Raw genomic sequence first — 25,638 nt, forward strand, 5'->3', positions numbered from 1 at the left:
ACCTCTGTGTTAAATGACATGACGATAGTAGAGGATTGTTACTGGCAATTATCTTAATTGTTTAAAAATAGTGAGTTTAATCACAAGGATTAGCGCGCATCCTGCAGATACTGCCGCAGCCAGCTTCCGGCCACGCCGGGTGGGGATCGTTTGTTCCACAGCAGATCGATGCCGATCGCCCGTGGCCAGCCGGGAACATTGAGCTGTACCAGCGATTTCGCAGCAGCAAATTCATCCACCAGCGCGCACGGCAGTACGCACCAGCCGAAACCCTGGACAGCCATACTCAGCAGTAACAGGTAGTTCGGCGCTGACCAGACGGGCCCGCGCGCGATCTCCGCCTCGCGCTCAAGGTAGGTGCTAAGTCTCAGCTCCCGCCAGCCGTGCAGCTCGTCGCTCTGCACTTCATGTTGTCCGGCTAACGGATGCGTGGTCGCGACGTATATTGCCATTCGGGTCTGCATCGGCAACCGGGTGGCGCCAATATCGGTGGGATAACCGTCTCGCGCTTCCGTCAGCCCCACCTGGGCGCGCTCCTTTTGCAGCAGATCGATCACGTCCTCTTCCTCGCCAATCAGACATTCAAATTCCGTGTGGGGAAAGCGGGCGTCAAACTGCTTCATCATATCTTCCAGCACGTCCGGGTTGAGGGTATCTGAGAGCACAAATGTCAGACGCGCCTCCGTTTGGGCCGTTAACGACACCGCCAGCTCATCAAGCCGCGCGCTGGCGGCGAGGATGGCCTGCACGTAGCCCAGCACCTGTTCCCCCTGGGCCGTTAACACCGGCTGGCGCGCCGAGCGGTCAAACAGCTCGAAGCCGAGATCGGCTTCAAGATTGGCAATAGACGTGCTGATCGTCGACTGGCTTTTACGCAGCCGACGCGCGGCCGCCGAAAAAGAGCCCGCCGCGACGGTCTCAACAAACGCATTAAGGGCTTCGGGTGAATAGCGCATAACCTATCTACTTTTACGATGGATACCATCTTTAATATATCAGCTTTAGCGATAAAAATAGGCCACATCAACGCCCATACCGGCGAATTAATGAGGTCTACGACTATGCAACATCAGGATGCACTCCAACGTAAACTGCCGGAGCGGATCTTTCATGCTGTCTGTTTTGAAGGGATTGCCACGGCGATCCTCGCCCCTACGGCGGCGTGGCTGATGCAGCGCTCCGTGGTGGAGATGGGCGGGTTGACCATTATCCTGGCCACCACCGCCATGCTGTGGAACATTATCTATAACTTCGGTTTCGACCGTTTCTGGCCTGTCCAGCGGGTCAAACGCACGGCGAAGGTTCGCGCGCTGCACGCCCTGGGATTCGAATGCGGGTTTATTGTGATTGGCGTGTCGATTGTTGCCGCCGTACTGGGCGTCACGCTGCTGCAGGCATTCACGCTGGAAATAGGTTTCTTCCTGTTCTTCCTGCCGTACACCATGTTCTATAACTGGGCGTACGATACCCTGCGCGAAAAATTTCTTAAGCGTCGCCAGCAACGACGCGCCCTGGCAGGCTAATCCCCCACTGGCCGGACGTCTGTTCCGGCCAAACTCCGTCGAAGCAACTGCGCTCTCCGGGCATAACTATGGTAAATTGCACGCCATTCTGATGGTTTGTTAGTTGAAACGTTGCTCTAATGTCGAAAATTTGGTCAAAAGATGAGACTCTCTGGAGTTTCGCTCTCTATGGCACGGCCGTGGGCGCAGGAACGCTGTTCTTGCCCATTCAGCTGGGCTCCGCAGGCGCTATTGTCCTGTTTATTACCGCACTTGTGGCCTACCCGCTAACCTACTGGCCGCACCGCGCGCTGGCGCAATTTATTCTCTCGTCAAAAACAAAAGGTAATGAAGGGATCACCGGGGCCGTCTCCCACTACTATGGTAAGAAGATTGGCAATCTGATCACCACGCTCTATTTCATCGCCTTCTTCGTGGTGGTGCAGATTTATGCGGTGGCCATTACCAACTCGCTCACGGAACAGCTGGCAAAACACCTGACGGTGGATACCGCCGTTCGCGTGCTGGTCAGTTTTGGCGTGGTGCTGGTGCTGAATCTGATTTTCCTGATGGGACGGCATATCACCATAAAAGTGATGGGCTTCCTGGTGTTCCCACTGATTGCCTACTTCCTGTTTGTCTCGCTCTATCTGACCGGCAGCTGGCAGCCCGCGTTGCTCACCAGCCAGATGGCGTTCGATCGCCATACCGTACATCAGATTTGGATTTCAATCCCGGTGATGGTGTTTGCCTTCAGCCATACCCCGATTATCTCAACGTTTGCCGTTGACCGTCGCGAGAAGTTTGCTGACGCCGCCATGGATAAATGCAAGAAAATCATGAAGGTGGCGTATCTGATTATCTGCCTGAGCGTGCTGTTCTTTGTCTTCAGCTGCCTGCTCTCTATTCCGCCGTCCTATATTGTGGCCGCCAAAGAGCAAGGGGTCACGATTCTGTCAGCGCTGTCGATGATGCCCTCTTCCCCCGCCTGGCTGGGCATTTCCGGGATTATCGTGGCGATTATTGCGATGTCGAAATCGTTCCTCGGCACCTATTTTGGGGTGATTGAAGGGGCGACGGAGATCGTAAAGTCGTCGCTGAATCAGGTGGGGATTAAAAAGAGCCGCGCCTTTAACCGCGCGATTTCCATAATGGGGGTGTCGTTAATCACCTTTGCGGTCTGCTGCATTAACCCGAACGCCATCTCGATGATTTACGCCATCAGCGGCCCGCTTATCGCCATGATCCTGTTTATCATGCCGACGCTGTCGACGTATCTGATCCCATCGCTGAAGCCATATCGCTCGATTGGCAGCCTGCTGACGCTGATCGTCGGCGTGCTGTGCGTGTCGGTGATGTTCGTCGGCTAAACGTGCTCGTGCCCGGCTGCTGCCGGGCGCGTGATTTACGCCCGAATATCGTCATACTCGCGCGTTTTATCAAACTCATGTTTGGCAAACGGGCACAGCGGAATAATTTTACGGTTCTCACCGCGCATCTTCTCCACCACTTTCGCCACCAGCTGTTTGCCAACGCCCTGCCCTTTCAGGCTCTCATCCACATCGGTATGCTCGATAATGCTCAGGTGCTCGCCGGTCGGCACGAAGACAATCTCCGCGACCTGATTTCCGTTAGCATCGTTCACGTAAAACTTGTTATGGCCTTCCAGAATTTCCATGGTTCCTCGCTTATTTTTGGCGGTACTTCAGCGCACCGCTCGGGCAGGTATCAATCACGCGTACAACTGTTTCCACGTCGACTTCGTCAGGAATAATCCACGGCTTACGCTTCAGATTAAACAGCTTTGCGCTCCCACGCACGCAGTTACCTGAATGTTTGCAGATCCCGGTGTTGAAGTAGACGTCAATTTTCTCGCCGGTATAGGCCCGGTAACCCGCATCCAGTAGTTCTTTATCCATGACATTGCCTCTGTAATTATTATCGTAATGAATGAAGCATAGCCTTACGGGATCCTGATAGCTATAACGCCGAAAACGAAAAGCCAGGTCACAACTCTTTTCTCGCCAGATTGCGTCCCCCGGTGCTGCATGTCACGCTCCGAAAATGTCTTCCTACTGCATGGCTACCGCGGATTGAATGAAACGCAGACTCTCTTTTCAGGTAAAGCTGTTTTTAGCGCTGGTGTGCTTCTCCTGCCTGCTGTTAGTTCTGCTGGGAACGATCCTGTTTCATTTTATTGACCGACAGCTTCATCACGATTTGGGCCAGCGCGCCCGGGTTCAGGCCAGTGAAATCGCCCTGATACCGGGTCTGGCGGAAAGGGTGGCAGCCAGAGATATCCCCGGTATCGCCCGCTTAATACAGCCGCTGCGTGCCGAAAGCGATGCCAGCTATATTGTGATTGGCGATACCCGGGAACAGCACCTTTATCATTCGGAATCACCGGAGCGCATTAATTTACCGATGATCGGGGGGGATAATGCGGAGGTGTTAAATGGCAAAACCATTATTTCCGTGCGTCAGGGCGGGATTGGGGTGTCGCTGCGCAGCAAAGCGCCAATCTTTAATGCGCAGCATCAGGTGATTGGCATCGTCTCGGTCGGCTATCTGACCTCGTATATCGCCAATATTAACGCCCGCATTCTCTGGCAGGCAGGACTGTACGGTATTGCCCTTCTGCTGTTGCTGTTTATTTTCTCCTGGCTATTTACCCGCAATCTTAAAAAGCAGATGTTCCGCCTTGAGCCGAAAGATATCGCTCAGCTGGTTTTGCAGCAACGTGCGCTATTAGAAGCCATGTATGAAGGGGTATTTGCCGTCAATGAAGAGAAGCAGCTGATTTTAATTAACCGGGCAGCCAGGGAGATGCTGGATATTCATCAAAGTGAGAAAGAACTTATCGGCAAACCGCTGGAAGAGGTTCTGCAGACGTCGCCGGGCTTTTTATCCCAGCGCTACGCCTCGGTAAGCGCTGGCCGCCACGACCAGGTTGCAGTGCTTAACCAGCGAGAGGTCATCGTTAACCGCGTGGCGATTGAGGTCGAGCCCGGCGTTGAAAGCGGATGGGTATACAGCTTTCGCGACAAAAACGACATTAACACCCTCAGCAGCCAGCTGAGCCAGATCAAGCGCTATGCGGACAACCTGCGCATAATGCGCCACGAACAGCTGAACTGGACCGCGACGCTGGTGGGGTTGCTGCAGATGAAGCACTATGACGAGGCAATTCGTTACATCCAGGTCCAGTCAGAAGGCGCGCAGCGCGTGCTGGACTTCGTTTCGGCCCATTTTTCCTCTCCGGCCCTGTGCGGGCTGCTGTTAGGAAAATACGTCAGCGCGCGCGAAAAAGGCGTTGAACTGCTGTTTGACCCGGCCTGTCAGCTTACCCGCATGCCCGCCTCCATCAACGAAACGGAGCTGATGTCCGTGATCGGTAACCTGCTGGATAACGCCGTGGATGCCACGCTGAAGGCGTCCGTTCATGCGCCGGTGGAGGTCTACATTTCTGACCGCAATCAGGAATTGTTGATAGAGGTGGCAGACAGAGGCTGCGGTGTGGATGAGGCGGTGAAGCCACACATTTTCCGCCAGGGGTTCAGCAGCAAACCGGAAAGTGAGAACGACATTGTGGGTACCGAGCACGGCATTGGCCTGTTTCTGGTGGCAGGCTATATCAGGAAAGCGGGCGGCAGCATAGAGCTCGCCGACAACACCCCACAGGGCACCATTTTTTCTGTGTTTATTCCCAATGGACAACAGCATGACCCGACCACTTGACGTTGTGATAGTTGAAGATGAACCGCATCTGGCGGAACTGCATCGCGAGTATATCGAGCAGAATTTCCATTTGCGCGTAGTGGGCATCGCCGCGTCGATTGCCCAGGCGTGCAGCCTGATTCGCGAGCATCAGCCGCGGTTGATCCTGCTGGATAACTATCTCCCGGACGGTAAAGGCGTGGAGTTAATCGACAACCCGCTGCTGAAAAGCTATGAATGCTCGGTGATCTTCATCACCGCCGCCAGCGATATGCAGACCTGCAGCCATGCCATGCGCAGCGGCGCGTTTGACTACCTGATCAAGCCCGTCTTTTTCCAGCGCCTGCACGCCTCGCTGGAGCGGTTTATGCGCTTCGTCCACACCGTGCAGCAGGTGAAGGTTGTCGACCAGCACGCGCTGGATCGCCTGTTTAACCTGCCCGCGGCGGAGTCTTCGGTTACGCCGTCTACGAAGGGGATTGAGCCCCAAACGCTGGAACGGATTAAACGCCTGTTTGCCGAACATCCCGACAGCGCGATGTCGGTGGAAGAGGTGGTGGAGAACGTGGGGATCAGCAAGACCACGGGGCGTCGCTACCTGGAATACTGCGTGGAAAGTGGGTTAATCAGCGTCGAAATGCTGTATGGCAATATTGGTCACCCGCGGCGGCTATACCGCAAAGCCGATGATAAACCGTGATCCGAAACCGTTCGTTAGCTAACGTTCGCGGATTTTATGGTGTTAATTGCTGAAACGACGGCGACAGTCACACTTCGGAATCATTGCCTGCTTCCCCCTATTGTGGGTGCAGCACCATGCGCTATGTTGACAATTAGTTCCTCAAATGTAACTAAAAGGTTAACTATAATGTCGAACACGTTCCGAATTTCTCTGATTACCGCTACCGTCCTGTTCTCTGCTTCTGCACTGTCTGCCCTGCCGCAGGGGTATCCTGCTGAGTATCAAAAAGTTGTTGATGCCGCAACGAAAGAGGGCAAGGTGGTTATTTACTCTACCACCGACACCAAAGCCGCCGGGCCGCTGATTGCGGGCTTCGAAAAAACCTACCCGGGCATCAAAGTTGAATACAACGACATGAACAGCACCGAGCTGTACAACCGTTTTATCAGCGAGCAGGCCTCCGGTGGTGGTAGCGGCGATGTGGTCTGGAGCTCCTCTATGGACACCGGGCTGAAGCTCGCCACCGATTACGCCATGGAGTACAAATCGCCGGAGCAAAGTCAGCTGCCGAAATGGGCAGTCTGGAAAGATAAGGCGTACGGCACTACCTATGAACCAGTGGTTTTTATCTATAACAAGCGCCTGATCCCGGCTGGCGACGTGCCGGATTCTCACGCCGCGCTGGCGAAGCTGATTGCCAGCCAGACGGACAAATTCAAGAGCAAAGTCACCACCTACGACATCGAAAAATCGGGTCTTGGCTTTATGCTTTCCGTGCAGGATCACAAGGCCGATCCAAACTACTTTAAAACCCTGGCCGACGTCGCCAAAGGCGGCTTAGCGGTACAGTCATCAACAGGCACCATGATGGAGAGGGTCTCCTCCGGTGAAAACCTGATCGGCTTTAACATCCTTGGATCCTATGCAGAAGCGCGTGCGAAGAACGATCCTTCACTCGGCATCTCGTATCCGAAAGATTACACGCTGGTGCTCTCCCGCGTGTCGTTCATCAGCCAGCAGGCGCAAAACAGCAATGCGGCAAAACTGTGGCTGGACTATGTGCTGTCTGAAAAAGGGCAAAGCATTCTGGCCAATCAGGCGGATATTCCTTCCATCCGTAACGATATCGAAGGCAAAAATGATATCGACGGCCTGACCAAAATCCTCGGTAACGCGCTGAAGCCGATCCCGGTTGATGAAACGCTGCTTGAGTATCTGCAGCCGAAAAAACGTCTGGAGTACATCAAAGAGTGGCGTGCAGCCGCCGCTAAATAAGCGTTCGGGCGCGGCGCACGCCGTCGCGCTCCCTATCGACTGAGTTCGTTTTGCTGGGCTGCAACACCAGGGATACCCCATGAATACATTACGCAGAAAGTGGCAAAGCCTGCCGCGCGGCATCGTCGTGCTGATAACCGCTCTGGTTATCTACACGCCGCTGTCGTTTATCGTGATACAGAGCTTCCTGTCCGCTCCGTTCTTTTCTCCGGCAAAAGAGTGGAGCCTTGAATCATTTGGCTTTATCTTCACCGACCCTGATTTCTATAAGGCCCTGAGAAGCGGCTTTATTCTCGCCTTCGGGCTGGTCATCATCGCCATTCCGCTGGGTGGCGTGCTGGCGTTTCTGATGGTTCGCACCGACCTGCCCGGTCGCCGCCTGATTGAACCGCTGATCCTGGTCCCGATTTTCGTATCGCCGATGGTGCTCGGCTTTGGCTATGTGGTGGCAGCCGGTCCGGTGGGCTTTCTCTCCCTGTGGGCGCAGGCGCTGATTGGCTTTGTGCCGTGGAACATCTATGACATGTCGAGCATCGTGGTCATTGCTGGACTGACGCACGTGCCGCATGCCTATCTCTATATTTCATCCGCGCTGCGCAGCGTCGGCTCTGATGTGGAAGAAGCCGCGCGCGTTGCGGGTGCCTCCCCGCTGCAGGTGATGACCTCCGTCAGCCTGCCGATGGTGCGGCCATCGATCCTGTACGCCATCGTGCTGCTGTTCTTCCTCGGGCTGGAAGTGTTTGGCCTGATGCTGGTGCTCGGCGATCCGGAAGGCAACATGGTGCTGGCAACCTACCTGTATCAGCTGACGAACAAACTCGGCACGCCTTCCTATCACCTGATGGCGGCGGTTGCCGTGGTGCTGATCTGCATCACCATCCCGCTGGTGATGCTCCAGCGCCGTCTGATGCGCACCGCCAACCGCTTCGTCACGATGAAAGGGAAAGCCTCACAGGCTCGCGCGTTACCGCTGGGCAAGTGGCGCTGGGTTGCCGGGGCGGTGGTTGCCTTCTGGCTCACCGTCACCATCGGCGTGCCGCTGCTCGGCGTGGTGCTGCGCGCGTTTATCTCCAACTGGGGCGTCGGCGTTTCGCTGTGGGATGAGCTTTCGCTGAGCACTTTCCGCACCATCTGGGCACAGCCCAACCTGCTGCGCGCCATCGTCAACTCCATGGCAATTGGGGTGATTGGCGGCGCGCTGGCCGTGGCGTGCTACCTGTTCGTCGGGATAGCGATGCACCGCAAACCGGATAACACCACGCGCTTCCTGGACTACAGCGTGCTGGTGCCGCGCGCCGTGCCTGGCCTGCTTGCCGGTCTGGCGTTCCTGTGGGTGTTCCTGTTCCTGCCGATGTGGCTGGACAACTCGCTGAAATCCGGCTGGCTTTCCGGGTTCGCCTGGACCGACTGGATGCGCGAGAACGTCATCGTCTGGCTGCGCTCGCTGCGCAGCACCATTTTCAGCGTCTGGCTGGCCTATACCGTGGTGTGGATGGCTTACGGGCTGAGGCTTATCTCTTCCACGCTGCTGCAGGTGGGGCCGGAGCTTGAAGAGGCGGCGCGCAGCACCGGGGCGACGCGCGGGCAGATCACCCGCCATGTGACCATTCCGCTCTCCCGCTACGGTCTTATCGGTTCGTGGCTGCTGATGTTCCTGATCTTTGAACGCGAATACTCAACGGGTGTGTACCTGCTTTCCCCCGGCACGGAGACCATCGGCTCAATGCTGGTTTCCCTCTGGGCCGCGGGCGCCATTGATATCGTGGCGGCGCTCTCTTTCATTAATATCCTGCTGGTCGTGGTAGGGCTGGGCATTGCCCTTCGTTTCGGAGTGAAAATACATGATTGAATTAGCGGTTGACGATCTGCACTTAACCTACGGCGACAATCCTGTTTTAAAAGGTGTCTCCATGAACCTGAAGCGCGGCGAAGTGGTCTCCCTGTTAGGCCCCTCCGGCAGCGGTAAAACCACCCTGCTGCGTGCCGTCGCGGGTCTGGAAAAACCGACGCAGGGATCGATTGTCATTGGCAGCAATAAAGTTTACGACGGCACGCCGCGCAGTGAGATCCCGGCGGAAGAGCGTAACCTGGGGCTGGTGTTCCAGTCCTATGCCCTGTGGCCGCACAAAACCGTGTTTGAAAACGTGGCCTATCCGCTCAAGCTGCGCAAAGTTCCGGCCAAAGAGATCCAGCAGCGCGTGCAGGACGTGCTGGACCAGCTGGGTCTGGGCCATCTTGGTAAACGTCACCCGCACCAGCTCTCCGGCGGGCAACAGCAGCGCGTGGCGATTGGCCGGGCGCTGGTGTACAACCCACCGGTGATTTTGCTGGACGAGCCGCTCTCTAATCTCGACGCCAAGCTGCGCGAAGAGGCCCGCGTGTTCCTGCGCGAGCTGATTATCAAGCTCGGGTTATCCGCGCTGATGGTGACGCACGACCAGAACGAAGCGATGTCCATATCCGACCGCATCCTGCTGCTTAACAACGGCAAAATTGAGCAACAGGGCACGCCGCAGGAGATGTACGGCTCGCCGAAAACGCTGTTTACCGCCGAGTTTATGGGCAGCAACAACCGTCTGCACGGCAAGGTCAGCGAAGTGCGCGACGGCAGAGCGCGCATCGAAGGAAAAGGCTGGATGCTGTGGGGTCAGGCCGCTGAAGGGGTGCAGAGCGGTGATGACGCTACGGCGGTGATCCGCGTCGAACGCGTGGCGGTGGTTGAGGGGCCCGGAGAAAATCAGCTTGAGCTGCCGCTGCTCACCAGCATGTATCTCGGCGACCGATGGGAGTACCTGTTCCGCACGGTGGGGGATGATTTTGTCATTCGTGCGTATGGGCATGAGGTTCGGGATCCGCAGCACTGCCATCTTTCGCTGCCGGAGAAGCATGTTTGGGTGTTTCCGAAAGGGTGAATGTGTGAGGAAAAGGCTGCGGGATGCAGCCTTTTTGCTTTTACAGGGTGAGAGCATGCAATCTAGCTCTCAAATGTTACTTTTCCGTTGTCAACAACGTCTGCACTTGCCTGGTTTACTGTGATTGCGGAATACCCAGGCTGCCGCAGATAGTGGCAGTGGCACGGCCAGTGTCGCACAGGAGTTCCATGCGCCCATTACGTGATGGCGCCGCAGGCTGTCCCTGCTGCAGAACTCAGGGAAGAGGCCCCGAGCATGCCGGCGACAATGCCAAGGAACGAGGCCCTGGTCAGCCAACTGCGGGCAAAGTTGAGGGAAAGCAAGCAGGACCGGGCAGGATTAACCGGGTCTTTACCTCCGGGCAGCATCGGCATGAAATTCTCATTGGGCAGAATGACAGCCAGCGACAGGTTAAGCGCAGGATCATCATCGGGTATCAGGACATTCAGGGCCCGTCCGGGGCGGAAGTCCTCCGGCGCGCTGCGTGAAAAATCGAGGTGAATGATTCCGAAAAGCGTACCGCAGAAAGTCTACTTTTCAAAGGTACATTTTAATAAGTAGAAAAAATATACATATCATTCGAATCTAATGGTAGAATTACAATGTTTACAAAATTCGTTTCACCCAGAACAAGATTCCAACTGCTTGGTGCGGTAGCATTCCCTATCAATATAAATAGTTCTTATTTTAAGCAAAAGGCTATATCAATGACTAACTTTCTTTTCGATTATGTGAATAATAATAAAATTAAAAATATATTAGGAGATTATGGGAAAAACAAAGGCAGGGGTAATTTCGGAAAGATTAAAGCATTAAATAATTTGTCAAATGAAACTTTATTATTACAAAACGATAAGCTAAAAAGCTTTGCTCATTCATGCTATAAAAATGTCTCTTTAAAAAATTTACTAAACCTATCGGGTTTCAATAAAAAAAACTACTTGGATTTAGTAAAAGAGCGTAATTTGCCTAATGAATTTATACTCGAAATGTTATTGCAATTCATTAAGAGCAACCAAAATGAGTTTAAGCAGTTTGTTATTATGAAAAATAAATTAGAGGAGCATTTTCTAAGATCTGAATTTTCTCAAGCAATAAATTCACTTAAAGTAATTGAAGAAAAATTCGGAAAATCCATATGGTCAATAGATGTTGATATGGCAATTGCATCTACTCAAAAAAAGACAGAAAATAAAGAAAGATTTATTGATGATTCGTCTCCGCAGTTATACCACATAACAAACTATCTTTATAACAAACACACATCTCACAGTGCTCTTTCATTCAAACAAAAATCTAAAGTTAATATAATTGATTCTATAAGAATAAATAGCAGCAGGAAAAATTACGCTGATTTCCTTTCATTATTATTACTTCCATTTGGCATGGATAATGTGCGATCATTGGACAATATAATCCAGTATTCACAAAAGCTTTTCCCAGTTGATAAATATGTATTTATCAGGAAGGCCATATCAGAACATGTTGCTAATAAGATATCCAATAATAGCCTTGTTGAGAATAATATAAAGCAGTTTGTTATTTCAATGGCAGAATTAGATATTGATGACTCATGGAAGGGGATGGCAAATGTCATCAATAACAAACCTTTAACCAATACGGACTTTAAAGTTCAAGATATTATTATATCTTACACCGAGGGTGACTATGAATCCGTTATTGCCAAATGTAAAGAGTATTTTGCACTACACCCGAGGCAGCTTATATTAATAGATGTATTAGCAAGATCTATAATATTCGCAAAAAAACAAAAAGCATACTTCGATAACATCAACAACAACGATATCTATGGTGTGCTACTCACTAACTTAATAAAGCAATATCAATATACCGAGCAATATCAATCCTCAATAGAGGTTATTGAAGATATTAGCTTCAAATTGTCATGCTTTAATTTCACCAGTGCTATTTCAGCTCCATTCTATATTTCTTATCCTTATCAAAATAAAGATAAGCTTAAAACGTCTATATTAGATGTGATGTGTAATGGACTAGTGATTACTCCAAAATTCTTACATCAAATTTTCTCCGAAAAAAACAACCCTTCTAAAATTGAAACATTGCTTGAGCGCCCTAGGTTAACAAAGTCAAGAAGCATTAGAAATAAATTATTTGACCATGATTCAGGGCATAAAATAACAAATGAAGATACAAAGCGATTGATTAACGAACTAAAAAAAGAAAGTGATATTACAATTCCTGATTTTTACTATTACGAGTCCACATCGCTCATTAATATAGAAGCATACAACGATTTAGTTGAAATAATAAATAAAAAAGCATTAGAAAAAAGGTCCAACCTAATATTATTTCCAATGCAAAAATTAGCGAAAATAGTTGATGATGATGTTGATAATTTAAACAATCCTTTGGAAGCTGCAATTTTTAGCCATTTTCATCAGAGGCAATATGATAAATCATACAGTGACGTTACATCTTTCTTTATAGATAAGTACTTAGCCCATTTAGGGTTTAATAAACCTAGCGATTTGCTACTGGACAGTAGAGTTATAAATGAAAACGAATTATTTTTGTTAACAGATGTTTGTGATGAAAGGGTTTTAAGCGGCTTAGAACATATTTCTGACTCAGTAATAATGTTAACTGAAAGATTAAAAATTATTGATTTACTCTTAGAAAAGGAACGAAAAGATTTACTCAGTTACGAAATGGCTGATAACTTATCAAAAGAAGAGGTTGGAATATATCAAAAGCTGTTGGTTAGTCGTCTTACGAATCATCACGCTCAAAATAAAATAAACATAGACTTCAATGGAGTGCTATCAGTCAAGGATGATTATTACCATTCTGCATTCGAAACAATGAAGCGGATTAAGAGTGATGATTTCTCTATTTATCTTGACTATTATCTATCTACAACACAAGATGATGGAATTGATATAGGTGAAATTACATCCGAGGAAACAACAAAAGCTAAGACTTATCATTATAGTTTGATTTATTCAAACTTAATTGATGACTTTATAATGAATAATGAATTTGGGTTAGTTCGTTATCTGAGTTCAGAAATAAGACATGGGGTTTTACCAAATCACATACGTAGCGCTTTTGAAGCAGAGCATCTAGTCACGTCAAAAGTTTCTGATAAAGACATAAGGTCTTCATACGAGCCGCCATACTTTTGGTTGAATGAAATGAAAGATCTTGAATCGACTCAACTTTTACTTATAAACGATTACGTTATAGATTTTTCAGCATCTATTGACTCGCTAATCCAAAAAACCAATAATCTAATCAGGCCTACAACTATTCCTGATTTAAGAGAGTATAAAGAGGCTAAAACTCCTGATACAGCCTTCCTTTTTCAAATATCCGATAAACAAATAAATTTTTTTAGCGCATATATCAATAGTTATTTAGGCCAATTTAATTCATCATCAGAAATGGATTACAAGGGATTTGTAGAAGTTATAAAGGATTTTATATGGCTAATTCTAGAAACTTCATTCCATCTAGTAAGAAGATTTAGTAATGAAGTGATCAAACCAGCATTTGCTAAAGAGTGTGATGATTTAATTGCTAAAATAAATAATATTCCAGAGGCATCCTCTAAAAGCAATATAATCAATAAAATCACACTGGCAAAATTTAACGTCAATGAAAAACTTTCTGATTTTGAAGAGTGGTTTCGAAAGCCGGTGCATGAATTAGATGAAGATGTTGAAATAGGCGCTATTTTGCAAGCTTCCAAAGAATATATTGATGGTATTTACACACCTCAGGTAATTGATATGACTTTCAACATCCAAGAAGATCTTTCGTGGGTAATGAATAATAAATCGCTTCTTGGTTTAACAAGATCTCTAGTTACCATGTACATGAATTGTTTAAAACATGGTATTCATAAGGCCGGCACTCATATCTATGTATCGGTAACCAGTGAAGAAGACGGAAAGGTTATCAAAGTATGCAATCAAATCAGTGAAATTCAGTTCAATGAGTTATCAGAAGCCAATAAGATTCAAGGAATTGCTGATTTCGAAAGTCAAATTGATAATATTAAGCTTACAAACGAAGGAGGGACAGGGCTATATAAAGTATATAAAAACATCTCCGACGCATTTTCTGATGCTCGATTTTATATAGAGTTAGAAGACAACATGTTCAAGCAGATTATCAACTTCCAGAAGGCTTAGGATGAATATTCTAATTATTGAAGACAATGAGTATAAAACACAAAAAATAATTGATTTTATCTCATCAGAATTTCCAGAATCAATCATCTCTTCTAGCCGTTCATATTCAAGCGGAATTAGTCTGTTGAGCTCCGAGTCTTTTGATTTTGCTATCATTGATATGAGCTTGCCAACATTTGATAAAGATGCAGGAATGCCATCAAGTGAATTTCGTACTTTTGGGGGGATGGATATAGCAAAATTTATTAAAAGAAAAAAACTCACATTACAATATATACTTTTAACTCAATACATATCCTTTGCTTCAGACGATAAAAGCTATGACCTTACTAACATTGAAAAGATGATGACTGATAAATATCCAGAAAATTATAGGGGTTGTATAAAATATGATAATTCAAGTATTGTTTGGAAAGAAGCTGTTAAAGAGTTAATGGTGTAAAAATGAATAGATACTTAATTGTCGATGATGACATCAACCGCGGTTTAAAAATTAAAAAATTACTCATAAGCAATCATCGAATCCCTGAAGAATTTATTGACTATGCCGAGTGCGTTAACGAAGCTACGTCATTTTTGAGAAGAACTTTTTATACAATTATTTTTGTCGATGTTGCACTTCCTCAGCTTAGGAGAGGTGAGATCGATCCAATTGCAGGTTTGAATATTGTACAGGCAATAATTAACAATAGGCTAAAGCGCCCTGGTAATATATTTGCCTATTCTGGTATAGAAGATGAAATCGAGAGTCATAAACAAAAATACTATAAGGAAACTGGCTTCGAATTACTTTATTGTCCAGCTAATGATTTTTCATGGCTTGAAAATAGAAAGGCTATTATAGATTACAATGCAGCATTGTTTAATGGCTTAGAAAACAAGAATTCTGATATTGTAATTCTTACACTACATGGTATACGTACATATGGTAAATGGCAAGATAAGCTCGCGGAAATCTGTAAAAGTAGTGAAGATTTTACGTCAGTTAAAAATCTTCCATTTAAATATACACTAATTTCTACATTGTCTTTCCTTATACCATCAAGAAGAAAACTTGTCGTTGATGATTTTAAAAAAGTACTAAACGAATATTTGGAAAATAATCGTTCCAGAAGAATTATTTGCATAGGCCATAGTTTCGGAACTTATATTTTGATGTATGCTCTTAAAGAATTAGAGGACCGCTCATTGTTAAAAGAGCTAGATTTGATTGTCCTTTGTGGCTCTGTTCTAGATAGGACCTTTAATTTCGATTTTTTGGATTTTAATGATAATTTAGTAATCATTAACGAATGTGCTGTACACGATTTACCTCTTGCAATAAATGAAGCATTTGTACCTGACGTGGGTTTGGCAGGTGTTACGGGCTTCAATGGATTTTCCGGCAAGAATGTATTCAATAGATATCACGCTGGGGGACATAGTTCTTTCTTTGAGAACGATTTTATGGAGAAACACTGGTTGCCTATTTTCCTAAATCCACAGCAAATAAATCATATCAATGAGGGTGATTCACAAAGTTATCTTTATAAGATTTTCGCATTGAAGTTTTGCACTTTCATAGGAATGATTAAAAGAAAATTCTATTCGTTATTTTAAGGTCGTTTTCCATAAACCCTTCCCTCCTAACAAACTTAACAGAACTATGCCTGGTACTCAATTAGAAGGGACCAAATACGATAAGAATTAAAGCTACCGGACGTCTCCCTCCGGTAGCCCCCTCGTAAGTTAACCTGTTCCCATCTTAGATGGTTAATATTATCTACTAGTGAGTTAAAAGAGACATTAAAATATTGGAGTAACATCATCTGTCTGGGCTGTTTTTAAAGGTCAGCTTTGTGGCTAAATTAAAATGTCCGCGAGTGGGTTAAGTTTCAGCTTTTGCCGAAGATTTCCTGGCTCCTTGCCTGGAGTTGCTGCAGGGCTTCCAGCATGTCGTTCTGATTCAGACTTCGTTGTGATTTCTTGCCGGGTTGCTTCTTTCTACGTGAGGTCTGGCCGTCAAGTGATGGCAGGGCCTGCGAGCGGATGTTGTCCCGTTTGTCCTGAACCAGTTTTATCATCTCCAGAGCTCGTCCCAGGCGCTTGTTATCGACGATAGCTCCCTGGTCCAGTTCTCCCAGCCGGTCGTACGTGATGAAGGGCAGGGAAGTACCGTTAGCCCAGAGCTCAATAGTGCCGTCCGGATACTGCCAGACATCAATGTATTTCTCCTTAAAACGCCGGTTTTCTTCATTATCTTCAAGCAGATATAGCTTCTTATCGTACTGTAATGTCAGGTTTTTTGAGACCTTACGTAGTTCAAGCCAGGTGAATGTTGCCTCCAGGTTTTCATTATTCTCAAGCGGACGGTGAACGTCGAAATCGTGACGAGGTGACTTTGCAATCCGGCGGTTGTAGTCAGCCATGAACTCTTCGGCAAAGGCGTTTGCGGCCTCTGGTGTACTGATACCACGGAGCCGCAGCTCCTTGACCAGGCGGTCCTGTAACGTGAGGTGAGCCCGTTCTACACGGCCTTTGGCTGAACTGGTGTTGGCGCAGATGCCGGTGATGTTCAGCTCGTTCATGGCACGACCAAACTGAGTCTGACCATCTCCGCCGGTGGCCTGCTTGTTGTTGATCCTGAAGACACTGGCCTTGTCACTGTAGAACGCCAGAGGCTTACCGTAACGCTCCAGATAGCCCTAGGTGGGGTGGTTTCAAAATAGGTGAAAGTGGACTCAGAACTGACGAACAGAAGCTGCATCAGCCGGCTCGTCGCATCATCAACGTAAACGAGCAGTGTGCAGACCGGACCACGATCCTCGAACCAGCGATGCTCACAGCCATCAATCTGGATGAGTTCTCCGGTGCAGGCCCGACGCGGTCGTGGCTGATGTACACGCGGCGGCCGTAACTTGCGGGGGATCCATAAACCAGCCTGAGTCATCAGCTTGCGTACCGTCTCTTTGGCCAGATACAGCCCATGAACCTCGGCAAGCTTCTCACAGGCTAAAGTCGGGCCAAAATCAGCGTAACGTTCGCGGATAATACGCAGTGCTCGTTCAGCGAGGCCCGGCATGAGTTGCCGGTTGCCGGGCTGGCCACGACGACGGTTAACAAGTGAAAGCGGCCCATGTTCACGATAGCGCTCCAGCAACCGTCGGCAGTGTCTGTCAGATATCTCAAGCCGGGTTGCTGCAAGACGTGTGGTAAGACGGCGGTCGATAACGTCCTGAAGGATCCTGAGTCGGTTTACATCGTTCATTGAGAAAAACTCCGTTCCGTATGCCGTCATGAGTCTCATCCTTTGAAAGCAGTGATCGCTGTGGTGAGACTGTAGCGTGGACATGTATTTGGTCAGAGACGGACATCTCAATTTAGCTAATACATTATAAGTGCGCATAACAAAGATTATGTTAAGCGATTTTTATTACAATTCATAAAGTTACACTGAAATCGATGCCCCCTATCGATTTCCATACCTACTGTGGCAATTTGAGAAACAAAGTCCGCTCCTGGATTTGCGATGCCTTAAAGCCATGGTGAAGGTAAAAGCTTTTGGCTTCTTCAGTCAGTGCATGAACCATAATCGCACGGACTCCAATATTCTCAGCTACACGGTAACAGCGCAGAACTGCATCATGCAGTAGATCAGCCCCGAGCCCTTTTCCACGGAATGAAACATCGACAGCAAGGCGAGCAAGAATGATTACGGGGATGGGATCTGGCATATTGCGCCTGAGGCTTCCCGTTGCCTCCACGTGGTTAACGCTGCCCGTGGCCAGAGAGTAAAAACCGGCAACCTGTTTCGTGTCTGTTTTACAAACAACGAACGTTCGGGCGGCACCGAGAGCCTGATTTTTTAATCCTCTCTGTTTAAGCCAGTCATCAAGTACAGCCTCACCACTGACGAACTCAGCAAGTTGACGAGAACTGGATAACGGTTCTGGTGCTGTTACACGTCCCACTGAGGTTTCCTTCCCAGGAGTTTACCAATGGTAGCGTCATCCGTAACTGGAGCATCGAGCATATCGATAAACTCTGCATACTGCTCATCGTTAAAATTAAATACGCGACGATCGAGGATCACATTCTCCGCAGCCTGACATGCCATTTCCAGGATGAAGTCTGTGCGTGATTTATGGAGAATCTCTGCTGCAGCATCAATGAGTGCTCTTTGAGACTCCTTAGCTCTAAGGTTGAGCTGAACATCTGATTTCATGGTGCCTCCTTGTATAGCAATTGCTTTACAAGCATAACACAAGCAAAGCGTATAGCAAACGCTATACAAATTCACCAGAAAGTACCTTCAAACTATCGTATGTTAGATACGCCAGAAAATGAGCAGGGAAAAGTCCTGTTGCTGCAAGTTTTCCTTGGTGTGTTGCTCTATGGGATGAAGTGGTGAAGTGCATTACCGGGTGTGTCGGCCTCGGGATATTTGGTCGACATTCTGGTTTTGGGGAGGGCTTGGGTTGGCGGTCTAGTTACCTGGACTGATTATTTTCTGCACCAGAGACGAATACGCATACTCAAAATCATGTTGAAGAAATCAGCACTTGATCAAAGACTGGAGCGGGCGAAGGGAATCGAACCCTCGTATAGAGCTTGGGAAGCTCTCGTTCTACCATTGAACTACGCCCGCTTTGAGGTGCGTAAGGCATTATAGACCTTACAAACCTTCATACAAGCCTCTTCGCAACTAACCGGCGATTAAATAATCACTTAGCACTTCGGTTTGCTGCCGGGCGCAGGAAGATAACGCTGCGGATCGATGGCCGTCGCCTTATAGCGGATCTGGAAGTGCAGCTTCACCGAATCCGTACCGGTGCTGCCCATGGTGGCAATCTTCTGCCCCGCCTTCACGTTCTGCCCGTTGTTGACCAGCATCGTGTCGTTATGTGCGTAGGCGGTGATGTAATCTTCCCCGTGCTTAATCATGATCAGGTTACCGTAGCCGCGTAGCTGGTTACCGACGTAAACCACCTTCCCTGCCCCGGAGGCATAAACCGGCGTACCGCGCGCGGCAGCAATATCGATACCTTTGTTACCGCCCTCAGACAGGGAGTACGGCAGCACCACTTTCCCGCTGGCAGGCCAGATCCAGCAGCGCTGGCCAACCGGTGGCCATGAAGACTGCGGTACCGCGTAAGACGGCGTCACTTTGGCGGTTTTGCCTTTCGATGAGGATTTTTTACCCGAGGACGAACTGCCATTCACCTTCAGTTTTTGCCCAACCTCAATGGTGTACGGCGGAGAGATGTTATTCAGGCGCGCCAGATCCTTCACGCTGGTTCCCGTTGCACGTGAAATCCGATACAGCGTGTCCCCGCGCTTAACGGTATAAACCGAACCGGAATAGCTACCCATATCCGACGATTTGCTCCCGGAACAGCCGACCAGGAGTAGCGTCAGCGTCAAGCAAAAGATGGCGATGATGGGTTTTCTCGTCAGGCTTCCTGCAAACAAAACAGATCCTCGGTCAGCGTGAATGGCGCACTATAATACCAGCCCGAACGGATATGGGTCAGCCCTTTTAAGCTCCGCGAGATAAACCGTTCATATCAGAATCCAGTATAATGTTGCCGCTGATGGTGCAGAACCATCCGCATCGTTGGCACTGGAGCATGAATGAGTATTCAAGAACACGTTATTTTGGTTAATGACCAGGGAATGGTGATTGGCACTCAGGAAAAATACGCCGCGCATACTGCCCAAACCCCGCTGCATCTGGCGTTCTCATCCTGGCTGTTTAACGCCGAAGGCGAGTGTCTGGTAACCCGACGCGCACTAAGTAAAAAAGCCTGGCCGGGCGTCTGGACGAATTCTGTCTGCGGTCACCCTCAATCTGGTGAACCAACGGAAGAGGCAATTATCCGTCGCTGCCGCGATGAGATTGGTGCAGAAATTACCGCGATTACGCCTGTCGCCTCAGAATTCCGCTATCGCGAAACGGATCCTTCCGGGATCGTGGAAAACGAGATTTGCCCGGTCTTCGCGGCACGGGTCACCAGCGACCTGCGTATTAATCACGATGAAGTCATGGAATTTGAGTGGGTCACGCTGGAATCATTATTCCGCGCGCTGGACGCCGCACCATGGAGCTTTAGCCCGTGGATGGTGCAGGAAGCAACGGTCGCGCGAGATGCGCTGAGAGCATTCGCCACGCAATAAAAAAGCCCCTTTCGGGGCTTTTTTTGCTTCTTTACGCCTTACTTCACCGGACGCATCGCCGGGAACAGGATCACATCACGAATGGTGTGGCTGTTGGTGAACAGCATCACCATACGATCGATACCGATACCCAGACCCGCCGTTGGTGGCAGGCCGTGTTCCAGCGCGGTCACGTAGTCTTCGTCGAAGAACATCGCTTCGTCGTCGCCTGCCGCTTTCGCGTCAACCTGATCCTGGAAACGCTGCGCCTGGTCTTCCGCATCGTTCAGCTCGCTAAAGCCGTTGCCGATTTCACGGCCGCCGATGAAAAATTCGAAACGGTCGGTGATTTCCGGGTTCTCGTCATTACGACGCGCCAGCGGAGATACTTCCGCCGGGTATTCGGTAATGAAGGTCGGCTGAATCAGATGTGCTTCCGCCACTTCTTCGAAGATCTCGGTCACAATACGGCCCAGACCCCAGCTCTTCTCAACCTTGATGCCGATGCTTTCAGCGATGGCTTTCGCAGAGTCGAAATTATCCAGATCCGCCATGTTGGTTTCTGGACGGTATTTCTTGATCGCTTCGCGCATGGTCAGTTTTTCGAACGGCTTGCCGAAGTCGAAGACTTCTTCACCGTAAGGGACCTGCGTGGTGCCAAGAATATCCTGCGCCAGGGTGCGGAACAGGGATTCGGTCAGCTCGATCAGATCTTTGTAATCCGCATACGCCATATAGAGTTCCATCATGGTGAACTCTGGGTTATGACGAACGGAGATACCTTCGTTACGGAAGTTACGGTTGATTTCGAACACGCGGTCGAAACCACCGACCACCAGACGCTTCAGGTACAGTTCCGGCGCGATACGCAGGTACATGTCCAGGTCCAGGGCGTTGTGATGGGTGATGAACGGACGCGCAGACGCGCCGCCAGGGATCACCTGCATCATCGGGGTTTCCACTTCCATAAAGTCGCGGTTCACCATGAACTGGCGGATACCGGCCATGATCTGGGAGCGAATTTTGAAGGTCTTGCGGGATTCATCATTAGAGATGAGATCCAGATAACGCTGACGGTAGCGCGCTTCCTGATCCTGCAGGCCGTGGAACTTGTCCGGCAGCGGGCGCAGGGCTTTGGTCAGCAGACGCAGCTCGGTGCAGTGGATAGACAGTTCACCGGTTTTAGTTTTGAACAGTTTACCTTTCGCGCCCAGGATATCGCCCAGGTCCCACTTCTTGAACTGCTCGTTGTAGATGCCTTCAGGCAGGTCATCACGGGAAACGTACAGCTGAATACGGCCGCCTACGTCCTGCAAGGTCACGAAGGAGGCTTTACCCATGATACGACGGGTCATCATGCGGCCTGCAACAGCCACTTCGATGTTCAGCGCTTCAAGCTCTTCGTTCTCTTTACCGTCGAAGTCAGCGTGCAGTTGGTCTGAGGTATGGTCACGACGAAAATCGTTCGGGAACGGCACGCCCTGCTCGCGCAGCGCTGCCAGCTTCTCGCGGCGGGTTTTCAGTTCGTTGTTAAGATCGACTACCGCGTCAGCGCCCTGTGCTTGTTGTTCAGACATGTTGGTTCCTCATAACCCTGCTTTCAAACTTGCTTCGATAAATTGGTCCAGGCTGCCGTCCAGCACCGCCTGCGTGTTGCGGGTTTCAACCCCGGTACGCAGGTCTTTGATGCGGGAGTCATCAAGGACGTAAGAACGGATCTGGCTGCCCCAACCGATGTCAGACTTGTTGTCTTCCATCGCCTGTTTCTCAGCATTTTTCTTCTGCATCTCCAGCTCATAAAGCTTCGCTTTCATCTGCTTCATGGCCTGGTCTTTGTTCTTATGCTGGGAACGGTCGTTCTGGCACTGTGTTACCAGCCCGGTTGGAATGTGGGTAATACGCACCGCCGATTCCGTACGGTTAACGTGCTGACCACCCGCGCCGGATGCGCGGTAAACGTCGATACGCAGGTCCGCCGGGTTAATTTCGATATCAATATCTTCGTCAACTTCCGGGTACACAAACGCGGAACTAAAGGAGGTATGACGACGGCCACCGGAGTCGAACGGGCTCTTACGCACCAGGCGATGAACGCCAGTCTCGGTACGCAGCCAGCCGTAGGCGTAATCGCCAATAATTTTGATGGTCACGGATTTCAGACCCGCAACTTCACCTTCAGACTCTTCGATAATTTCGGTTTTAAAGCCGCGCGCTTCCGCCCAACGCAGATACATACGCGTCAGCATGCTGGCCCAGTCCTGCGCTTCGGTACCGCCAGAACCTGCCTGAATATCGAGATAGCAGTCAGCGCTGTCGTATTCACCGGAGAACATACGGCGGAATTCCAGCTGCGCCAGCTTCTCTTCCAGCACGTCGAGTTCTGCCACGGCTTCGTTAAAGGTTTCTTCGTCGTCGGCTTCGACGGCCAGCTCCAGCAAACCGGAAACATCTTCCAGCCCCTGGGCCATTTGATCCAGCGTATCTACGATAGCTTCGAGAGAGGAACGCTCTTTACCCAGCGCCTGTGCGCGTTCAGGTTCGTTCCAGACGTCCGGCTGTTCCAGCTCGGCGTTTACTTCTTCAAGACGCTCTTTCTTGGCATCGTAGTCAAAGATACCCCCTAAGAACGTCAGAGCGCTCCGTGAGGTCCTGAATACGGTTTTTTACCGGATTAATTTCAAACATGGTCTGTTTTCTTTTATGGACTTGTCAAAATGCGGTGATAAGAGCGGGATTGTACCGAATCCACGCCCTTTTTTATAGAGATTACTGCCGCTAAATTGGCCAGATATTGTCGATGATGATCTGAAGGGTGCGGTTACCGCGAAACTCGTTTATATCCAGTTTGTACGCCAGCTCAACCTCGCGCACGCCGTTGTCCGGCCAGATGGATGTGTCAACGTTGAAGGCGATGCCGTCCAGCAGCGGTCCGCCGCCCACGGGCTCGACCATCACTTTCAGATGACGTTCGCCGACGATACGCTGCTGCAGCAGACGGAATCGCCCGTCGAACAGCGGTTCCGGGAACATCTGCCCCCATGGACCGGCATCGCGCAGCATCTGCGCGACCTCCATCGTCATTTCGGAGACAGAAAGCTCACCGTCAGAGACCACTTCGCCCTGCAGCAGCGCCGGGTCAATCCAGTCAGTCACCAACTCGCCAAACAGGCGCTGGAACTCGTCGAACTTCGCCTCTTCCAACGACAGGCCTGCCGCCATCGCGTGGCCGCCGAACTTGATCATCAGACCCGGATACAGCGTATCCAGACGCTCCAGCGCATCGCGCATGTGCAGCCCCTGAATCGAACGGCCAGAGCCTTTCAGCGTGCCGTCGCCCGCAGGCGCAAACGCGATCACCGGGCGGTGGAAGCGCTCTTTAATGCGCGACGCCAGAATGCCGACCACGCCCTGATGCCACTCAGGATGGTACATCGCCAGCCCGCCCGGCAGCGTATCGCCGCTGCGCTCAAGTTTTTCGCACAGGGTCAGCGCTTCGGCCTGCATCCCCTGCTCAATCTCCTTACGGGTCTGGTTCAGGGCGTCCAGTTCGTTCGCCAGCACGCGCGCTTCGCCAATGTTGTCGCACAGCAGCAACGCCACGCCGACGGACATATCGTCCAGCCTTCCGGCAGCGTTAAGACGCGGCCCGAGGGCAAAGCCTAAGTCACTTGCCGCAAGCTTAAGCGGGTCGCGGTTGGAGATTTCCAGCAGCGCCTTAATCCCCGGGCGGCACTTGCCTGCCCGAATGCGGCTTAAGCCCTGCCAGGTGAGAATACGGTTGTTGGCATCAAGCGGCACCACGTCCGCCACGGTGCCCAGCGCCACCAGGTCGAGATATTCGGCCAGGTTTGGCACGGCAATCCCGCGGAACTCGAACCAGCCCTTATCGCGTAACAGGGTACGCAACGCCAGCATCAGATAAAACGCCACGCCCACGCCAGCGAGGGATTTCGACGGGAAATCGCAGTCACGCAGGTTGGGATTAATAATCGCTTCTGCATCCGGCAGCGTTTCGCCGGGCAGGTGATGATCGGTGACCAGCACCGGGATCCCTAAAGCGTGAGCATGATCGACGCCCGCATGGGAAGAGATCCCGTTATCGACGGTCATGATCATCTGCGCACCGCGGGCGTGGGCCTGATCGACCACCTCCGGGCTGAGGCCGTAGCCGTCTTCAAAGCGGTTCGGCACCAGATAGGTGACGTTATCGCAGCCCAGCGCGCGCAGGCTGAGCACGCTCAGCGCGGTGCTGGTTGCGCCGTCGGCGTCGAAATCGCCAACCACCACAATGCGCGTTCCCTCACGAAGCGCGTTGTAGAGCATTTCGGTAGCTTTTTCGATACCGCTCAGCTGCTGCCAGGGCAGCATCCCTTTCACGCTGCGCTCAAGATCCTCCGCGCGACGCACGCCGCGGCTGGCGTAGAGGCGCTTCAGGAGCGCCGGGAGATCGTCCGGCAAATCAACGTGTTCAACCGCCTCGCGGCGGCGCAATTTGATGGGGGCTTTCACGCGAATTATTTACCACCAAATTGTTTCTGGTGCGCGTCGAGGAACTCTTTCATCTCTTTCGGCCCCTGGTAGCCCGGAACAACGTAGCCGTTACTCAGGACAATCGCTGGCGTACCGCTCACGCCAAACTGCACGCCCAGCGCGTAGTGGTTAGCAATGTCGATGTCGCAGGAGGCAGGCTTAACGTCTTTACCGTTCATCGCGTCATCAAACGCTTTGTTGCGGTCTTTGGCACACCAGATCGCTTTCATGTCCTGCTCTGGCTTGCTCTGTACGCCTGCGCGCGGGAAGGCCAGGTAACGCACGGTAATGCCCAGCGCGTTATAGTCTTTCATCTGTTCATGCAGCTTGTGGCAGTAGCCGCAGGTGATGTCGGTGAAGACGGTAATAATGTGTTTTTCCTGCGCCGCTTTATAGACGATCATCTCTTTTTCGAGCGCGTTCAGGTTTTTCATCAGCAGTTGGTTGGTGACGTTCACCGGCTGCGCACCGCTCACGTCGTACAGCGGTCCCTGAATGAAGTGTTTGCCGTCTTCGGTGACGTACAGCACGCCGCTGTTCGTCAGTACCGTTTTCATACCGGCGACCGGCGCAGGCTGGATGTCGCTGCTGGTAACGCCAAGCTTAGCCAGGGACTGTTTGATGGCGGCGTCATCCGCATGGGCGAAACCGGTAAATGAGGCTGCCAGCAGGGTGAACAGCGCGAAAGACTTTTTCATAATTGATCC

21 protein-coding genes, 1 tRNA gene and 1 pseudogene are annotated in these 25,638 nt (G+C 50.3%); 11 read left to right on the forward strand and 12 right to left on the reverse strand.

Annotated features, from left to right (window positions below):
* Positions 1–89 precede the first annotated feature (89 nt).
* Positions 90–956: a LysR family transcriptional regulator gene (locus MX657_RS18285; RefSeq protein ID WP_217480581.1), complete on the reverse strand. Its 867-nt coding sequence runs from the start codon at positions 954–956 to the stop codon at positions 90–92.
* Between the two features lie 105 nt (positions 957–1,061).
* On the opposite strand from MX657_RS18285, the gene MX657_RS18290 reads away from it, so the two are divergent.
* Both MX657_RS18290 and MX657_RS18295 read left to right on the forward strand, forming a co-directional pair.
* The gene (locus MX657_RS18290) at positions 1,062–1,523 is read left to right on the forward strand and encodes a multidrug/biocide efflux PACE transporter (RefSeq protein WP_020687112.1); all 462 of its coding nucleotides are present in this window, start codon (positions 1,062–1,064) and stop codon (positions 1,521–1,523) included.
* A gap of 119 nt (positions 1,524–1,642) precedes the next feature.
* Entirely contained in the window at positions 1,643–2,872 is a 1,230-nt protein-coding gene (locus MX657_RS18295) for an amino acid permease (RefSeq protein ID WP_080330083.1), read from the forward strand.
* Positions 2,873–2,907: 35 nt separating this feature from the next.
* On the opposite strand, the gene MX657_RS18300 is transcribed toward MX657_RS18295, so the two are convergent.
* Positions 2,908–3,180: a GNAT family N-acetyltransferase gene (locus MX657_RS18300; protein ID WP_032664303.1), complete on the reverse strand. Its 273-nt coding sequence runs from the start codon at positions 3,178–3,180 to the stop codon at positions 2,908–2,910.
* 10 nt (positions 3,181–3,190) lie between these two features.
* Positions 3,191–3,421, reverse strand: a complete 231-nt coding sequence (gene yjdI, locus MX657_RS18305) for a 4Fe-4S mono-cluster protein YjdI (protein WP_008499689.1) — start codon at positions 3,419–3,421, stop codon at positions 3,191–3,193.
* A 178-nt stretch (positions 3,422–3,599) separates the two neighbouring features.
* Between yjdI and MX657_RS18310 the strand changes: the two genes are divergently transcribed.
* The 8 genes from MX657_RS18310 (at position 3,600) to MX657_RS18350 (ending at position 15,865) form a co-directional block, all read left to right on the forward strand.
* A complete protein-coding gene (locus MX657_RS18310; protein WP_346806336.1) occupies positions 3,600–5,240 on the forward strand; it encodes a sensor histidine kinase in 1,641 nt (546 codons plus the stop codon).
* Complete coding sequence (locus MX657_RS18315; protein ID WP_217480584.1) at positions 5,224–5,919, forward strand: response regulator; 696 nt, start codon at positions 5,224–5,226, stop codon at positions 5,917–5,919. Before MX657_RS18310 ends, MX657_RS18315 begins: the two co-directional genes overlap by 17 nt.
* Before the next feature lie 168 nt (positions 5,920–6,087).
* A complete protein-coding gene (locus tag MX657_RS18320) occupies positions 6,088–7,176 on the forward strand; it encodes an ABC transporter substrate-binding protein (protein ID WP_080330080.1) in 1,089 nt (362 codons plus the stop codon).
* Between the two features lie 79 nt (positions 7,177–7,255).
* Complete coding sequence (locus MX657_RS18325) at positions 7,256–9,025, forward strand: ABC transporter permease (protein ID WP_080330079.1); 1,770 nt, start codon at positions 7,256–7,258, stop codon at positions 9,023–9,025.
* The gene (locus MX657_RS18330; RefSeq protein WP_119916269.1) at positions 9,018–10,088 is read left to right on the forward strand and encodes an ABC transporter ATP-binding protein; all 1,071 of its coding nucleotides are present in this window, start codon (positions 9,018–9,020) and stop codon (positions 10,086–10,088) included. Before MX657_RS18325 ends, MX657_RS18330 begins: the two co-directional genes overlap by 8 nt.
* A 602-nt stretch (positions 10,089–10,690) precedes the next feature.
* Complete coding sequence (locus MX657_RS18340; protein WP_346806340.1) at positions 10,691–14,266, forward strand: hypothetical protein; 3,576 nt, start codon at positions 10,691–10,693, stop codon at positions 14,264–14,266.
* A 1-nt stretch (position 14,267) separates the two neighbouring features.
* Positions 14,268–14,708, forward strand: a complete 441-nt coding sequence (locus MX657_RS18345; protein WP_058672231.1) for a hypothetical protein — start codon at positions 14,268–14,270, stop codon at positions 14,706–14,708.
* Between the two features lie 2 nt (positions 14,709–14,710).
* Positions 14,711–15,865 (forward strand): hypothetical protein, encoded by a 1,155-nt coding sequence (locus MX657_RS18350; protein WP_058672230.1) that lies wholly within the window; start codon positions 14,711–14,713, stop codon positions 15,863–15,865.
* A gap of 275 nt (positions 15,866–16,140) precedes the next feature.
* On the opposite strand, the pseudogene MX657_RS18355 reads toward MX657_RS18350, so the two are convergent.
* From MX657_RS18355 to actS, 5 genes and pseudogenes are all read right to left on the reverse strand, one after another.
* Positions 16,141–17,543, reverse strand: a pseudogene (locus MX657_RS18355) (ISNCY family transposase).
* A gap of 187 nt (positions 17,544–17,730) precedes the next feature.
* Positions 17,731–18,216, reverse strand: coding sequence for a GNAT family N-acetyltransferase (locus MX657_RS18360; RefSeq protein WP_346806343.1), 486 nt, complete (start codon positions 18,214–18,216; stop codon positions 17,731–17,733).
* On the reverse strand, positions 18,204–18,470 hold the full coding sequence (locus tag MX657_RS18365; RefSeq protein WP_029739941.1) for a DUF1778 domain-containing protein: 267 nt from the start codon (positions 18,468–18,470) through the stop codon (positions 18,204–18,206). Before MX657_RS18365 ends, MX657_RS18360 begins: the two co-directional genes overlap by 13 nt.
* 349 nt (positions 18,471–18,819) lie before the next feature.
* Positions 18,820–18,893, reverse strand: a tRNA-Gly gene (locus MX657_RS18370).
* An 80-nt stretch (positions 18,894–18,973) separates the two neighbouring features.
* Positions 18,974–19,717 (reverse strand): amidase activator ActS, encoded by a 744-nt coding sequence (actS, locus tag MX657_RS18375; protein WP_119917109.1) that lies wholly within the window; start codon positions 19,715–19,717, stop codon positions 18,974–18,976.
* A gap of 162 nt (positions 19,718–19,879) precedes the next feature.
* Here actS and idi point away from each other — a divergent pair, with 162 nt between their 5' ends.
* Positions 19,880–20,422, forward strand: coding sequence for an isopentenyl-diphosphate Delta-isomerase (idi, locus tag MX657_RS18380; RefSeq protein WP_346806345.1), 543 nt, complete (start codon positions 19,880–19,882; stop codon positions 20,420–20,422).
* A 38-nt stretch (positions 20,423–20,460) separates the two neighbouring features.
* On the opposite strand, the gene lysS is transcribed toward idi, so the two are convergent.
* From lysS to dsbC, 4 genes are all read right to left on the reverse strand, one after another.
* On the reverse strand, positions 20,461–21,978 hold the full coding sequence (gene lysS / locus MX657_RS18385) for a lysine--tRNA ligase (RefSeq protein ID WP_014885130.1): 1,518 nt from the start codon (positions 21,976–21,978) through the stop codon (positions 20,461–20,463).
* Positions 21,979–21,987: 9 nt separating this feature from the next.
* A protein-coding gene (gene prfB / locus MX657_RS18390; protein WP_096151315.1) for a peptide chain release factor 2 occupies positions 21,988–23,086 on the reverse strand; the annotation gives its coding sequence in 2 pieces (ribosomal slippage) (positions 21,988–23,010 and positions 23,012–23,086; 1,098 coding nt in all).
* A 90-nt stretch (positions 23,087–23,176) separates the two neighbouring features.
* Complete coding sequence (gene recJ, locus MX657_RS18395) at positions 23,177–24,910, reverse strand: single-stranded-DNA-specific exonuclease RecJ (RefSeq protein ID WP_346806347.1); 1,734 nt, start codon at positions 24,908–24,910, stop codon at positions 23,177–23,179.
* 5 nt (positions 24,911–24,915) lie between these two features.
* Positions 24,916–25,629 carry a bifunctional protein-disulfide isomerase/oxidoreductase DsbC gene (gene dsbC, locus MX657_RS18400; protein ID WP_346806348.1) on the reverse strand — a complete coding sequence of 238 codons (714 nt, stop codon included), beginning with the start codon at positions 25,627–25,629 and terminating at the stop codon, positions 24,916–24,918.
* Between the last annotated feature and the right edge of the window lie 9 nt (positions 25,630–25,638).

Source organism: Enterobacter chuandaensis (assembly GCF_039718975.1).
Lineage (GTDB): Bacteria > Pseudomonadota > Gammaproteobacteria > Enterobacterales > Enterobacteriaceae > Enterobacter > Enterobacter chuandaensis.

Bases quoted from the DNA above. Each gene is read 5' to 3' on its own strand.
- MX657_RS18285 (WP_217480581.1), bottom strand. From the start codon at position 956: ATGCGCTATTCACCCGAAGCCCTTAATGCGTTTGTTGAGACCGTCGCG.
- MX657_RS18290 (WP_020687112.1), top strand. From the start codon at position 1,062: ATGCAACATCAGGATGCACTCCAACGTAAACTGCCGGAGCGGATCTTT.
- MX657_RS18295 (WP_080330083.1), top strand. From the start codon at position 1,643: ATGTCGAAAATTTGGTCAAAAGATGAGACTCTCTGGAGTTTCGCTCTC.
- MX657_RS18300 (WP_032664303.1), bottom strand. From the start codon at position 3,180: ATGGAAATTCTGGAAGGCCATAACAAGTTTTACGTGAACGATGCTAAC.
- yjdI (WP_008499689.1), bottom strand. From the start codon at position 3,421: ATGGATAAAGAACTACTGGATGCGGGTTACCGGGCCTATACCGGCGAG.
- MX657_RS18310 (WP_346806336.1), top strand. From the start codon at position 3,600: ATGAAACGCAGACTCTCTTTTCAGGTAAAGCTGTTTTTAGCGCTGGTG.
- MX657_RS18315 (WP_217480584.1), top strand. From the start codon at position 5,224: ATGACCCGACCACTTGACGTTGTGATAGTTGAAGATGAACCGCATCTG.
- MX657_RS18320 (WP_080330080.1), top strand. From the start codon at position 6,088: ATGTCGAACACGTTCCGAATTTCTCTGATTACCGCTACCGTCCTGTTC.
- MX657_RS18325 (WP_080330079.1), top strand. From the start codon at position 7,256: ATGAATACATTACGCAGAAAGTGGCAAAGCCTGCCGCGCGGCATCGTC.
- MX657_RS18330 (WP_119916269.1), top strand. From the start codon at position 9,018: ATGATTGAATTAGCGGTTGACGATCTGCACTTAACCTACGGCGACAAT.
- MX657_RS18340 (WP_346806340.1), top strand. From the start codon at position 10,691: ATGTTTACAAAATTCGTTTCACCCAGAACAAGATTCCAACTGCTTGGT.
- MX657_RS18345 (WP_058672231.1), top strand. From the start codon at position 14,268: ATGAATATTCTAATTATTGAAGACAATGAGTATAAAACACAAAAAATA.
- MX657_RS18350 (WP_058672230.1), top strand. From the start codon at position 14,711: ATGAATAGATACTTAATTGTCGATGATGACATCAACCGCGGTTTAAAA.
- MX657_RS18365 (WP_029739941.1), bottom strand. From the start codon at position 18,470: ATGAAATCAGATGTTCAGCTCAACCTTAGAGCTAAGGAGTCTCAAAGA.
- idi (WP_346806345.1), top strand. From the start codon at position 19,880: ATGAGTATTCAAGAACACGTTATTTTGGTTAATGACCAGGGAATGGTG.
- lysS (WP_014885130.1), bottom strand. From the start codon at position 21,978: ATGTCTGAACAACAAGCACAGGGCGCTGACGCGGTAGTCGATCTTAAC.
- dsbC (WP_346806348.1), bottom strand. From the start codon at position 25,629: ATGAAAAAGTCTTTCGCGCTGTTCACCCTGCTGGCAGCCTCATTTACC.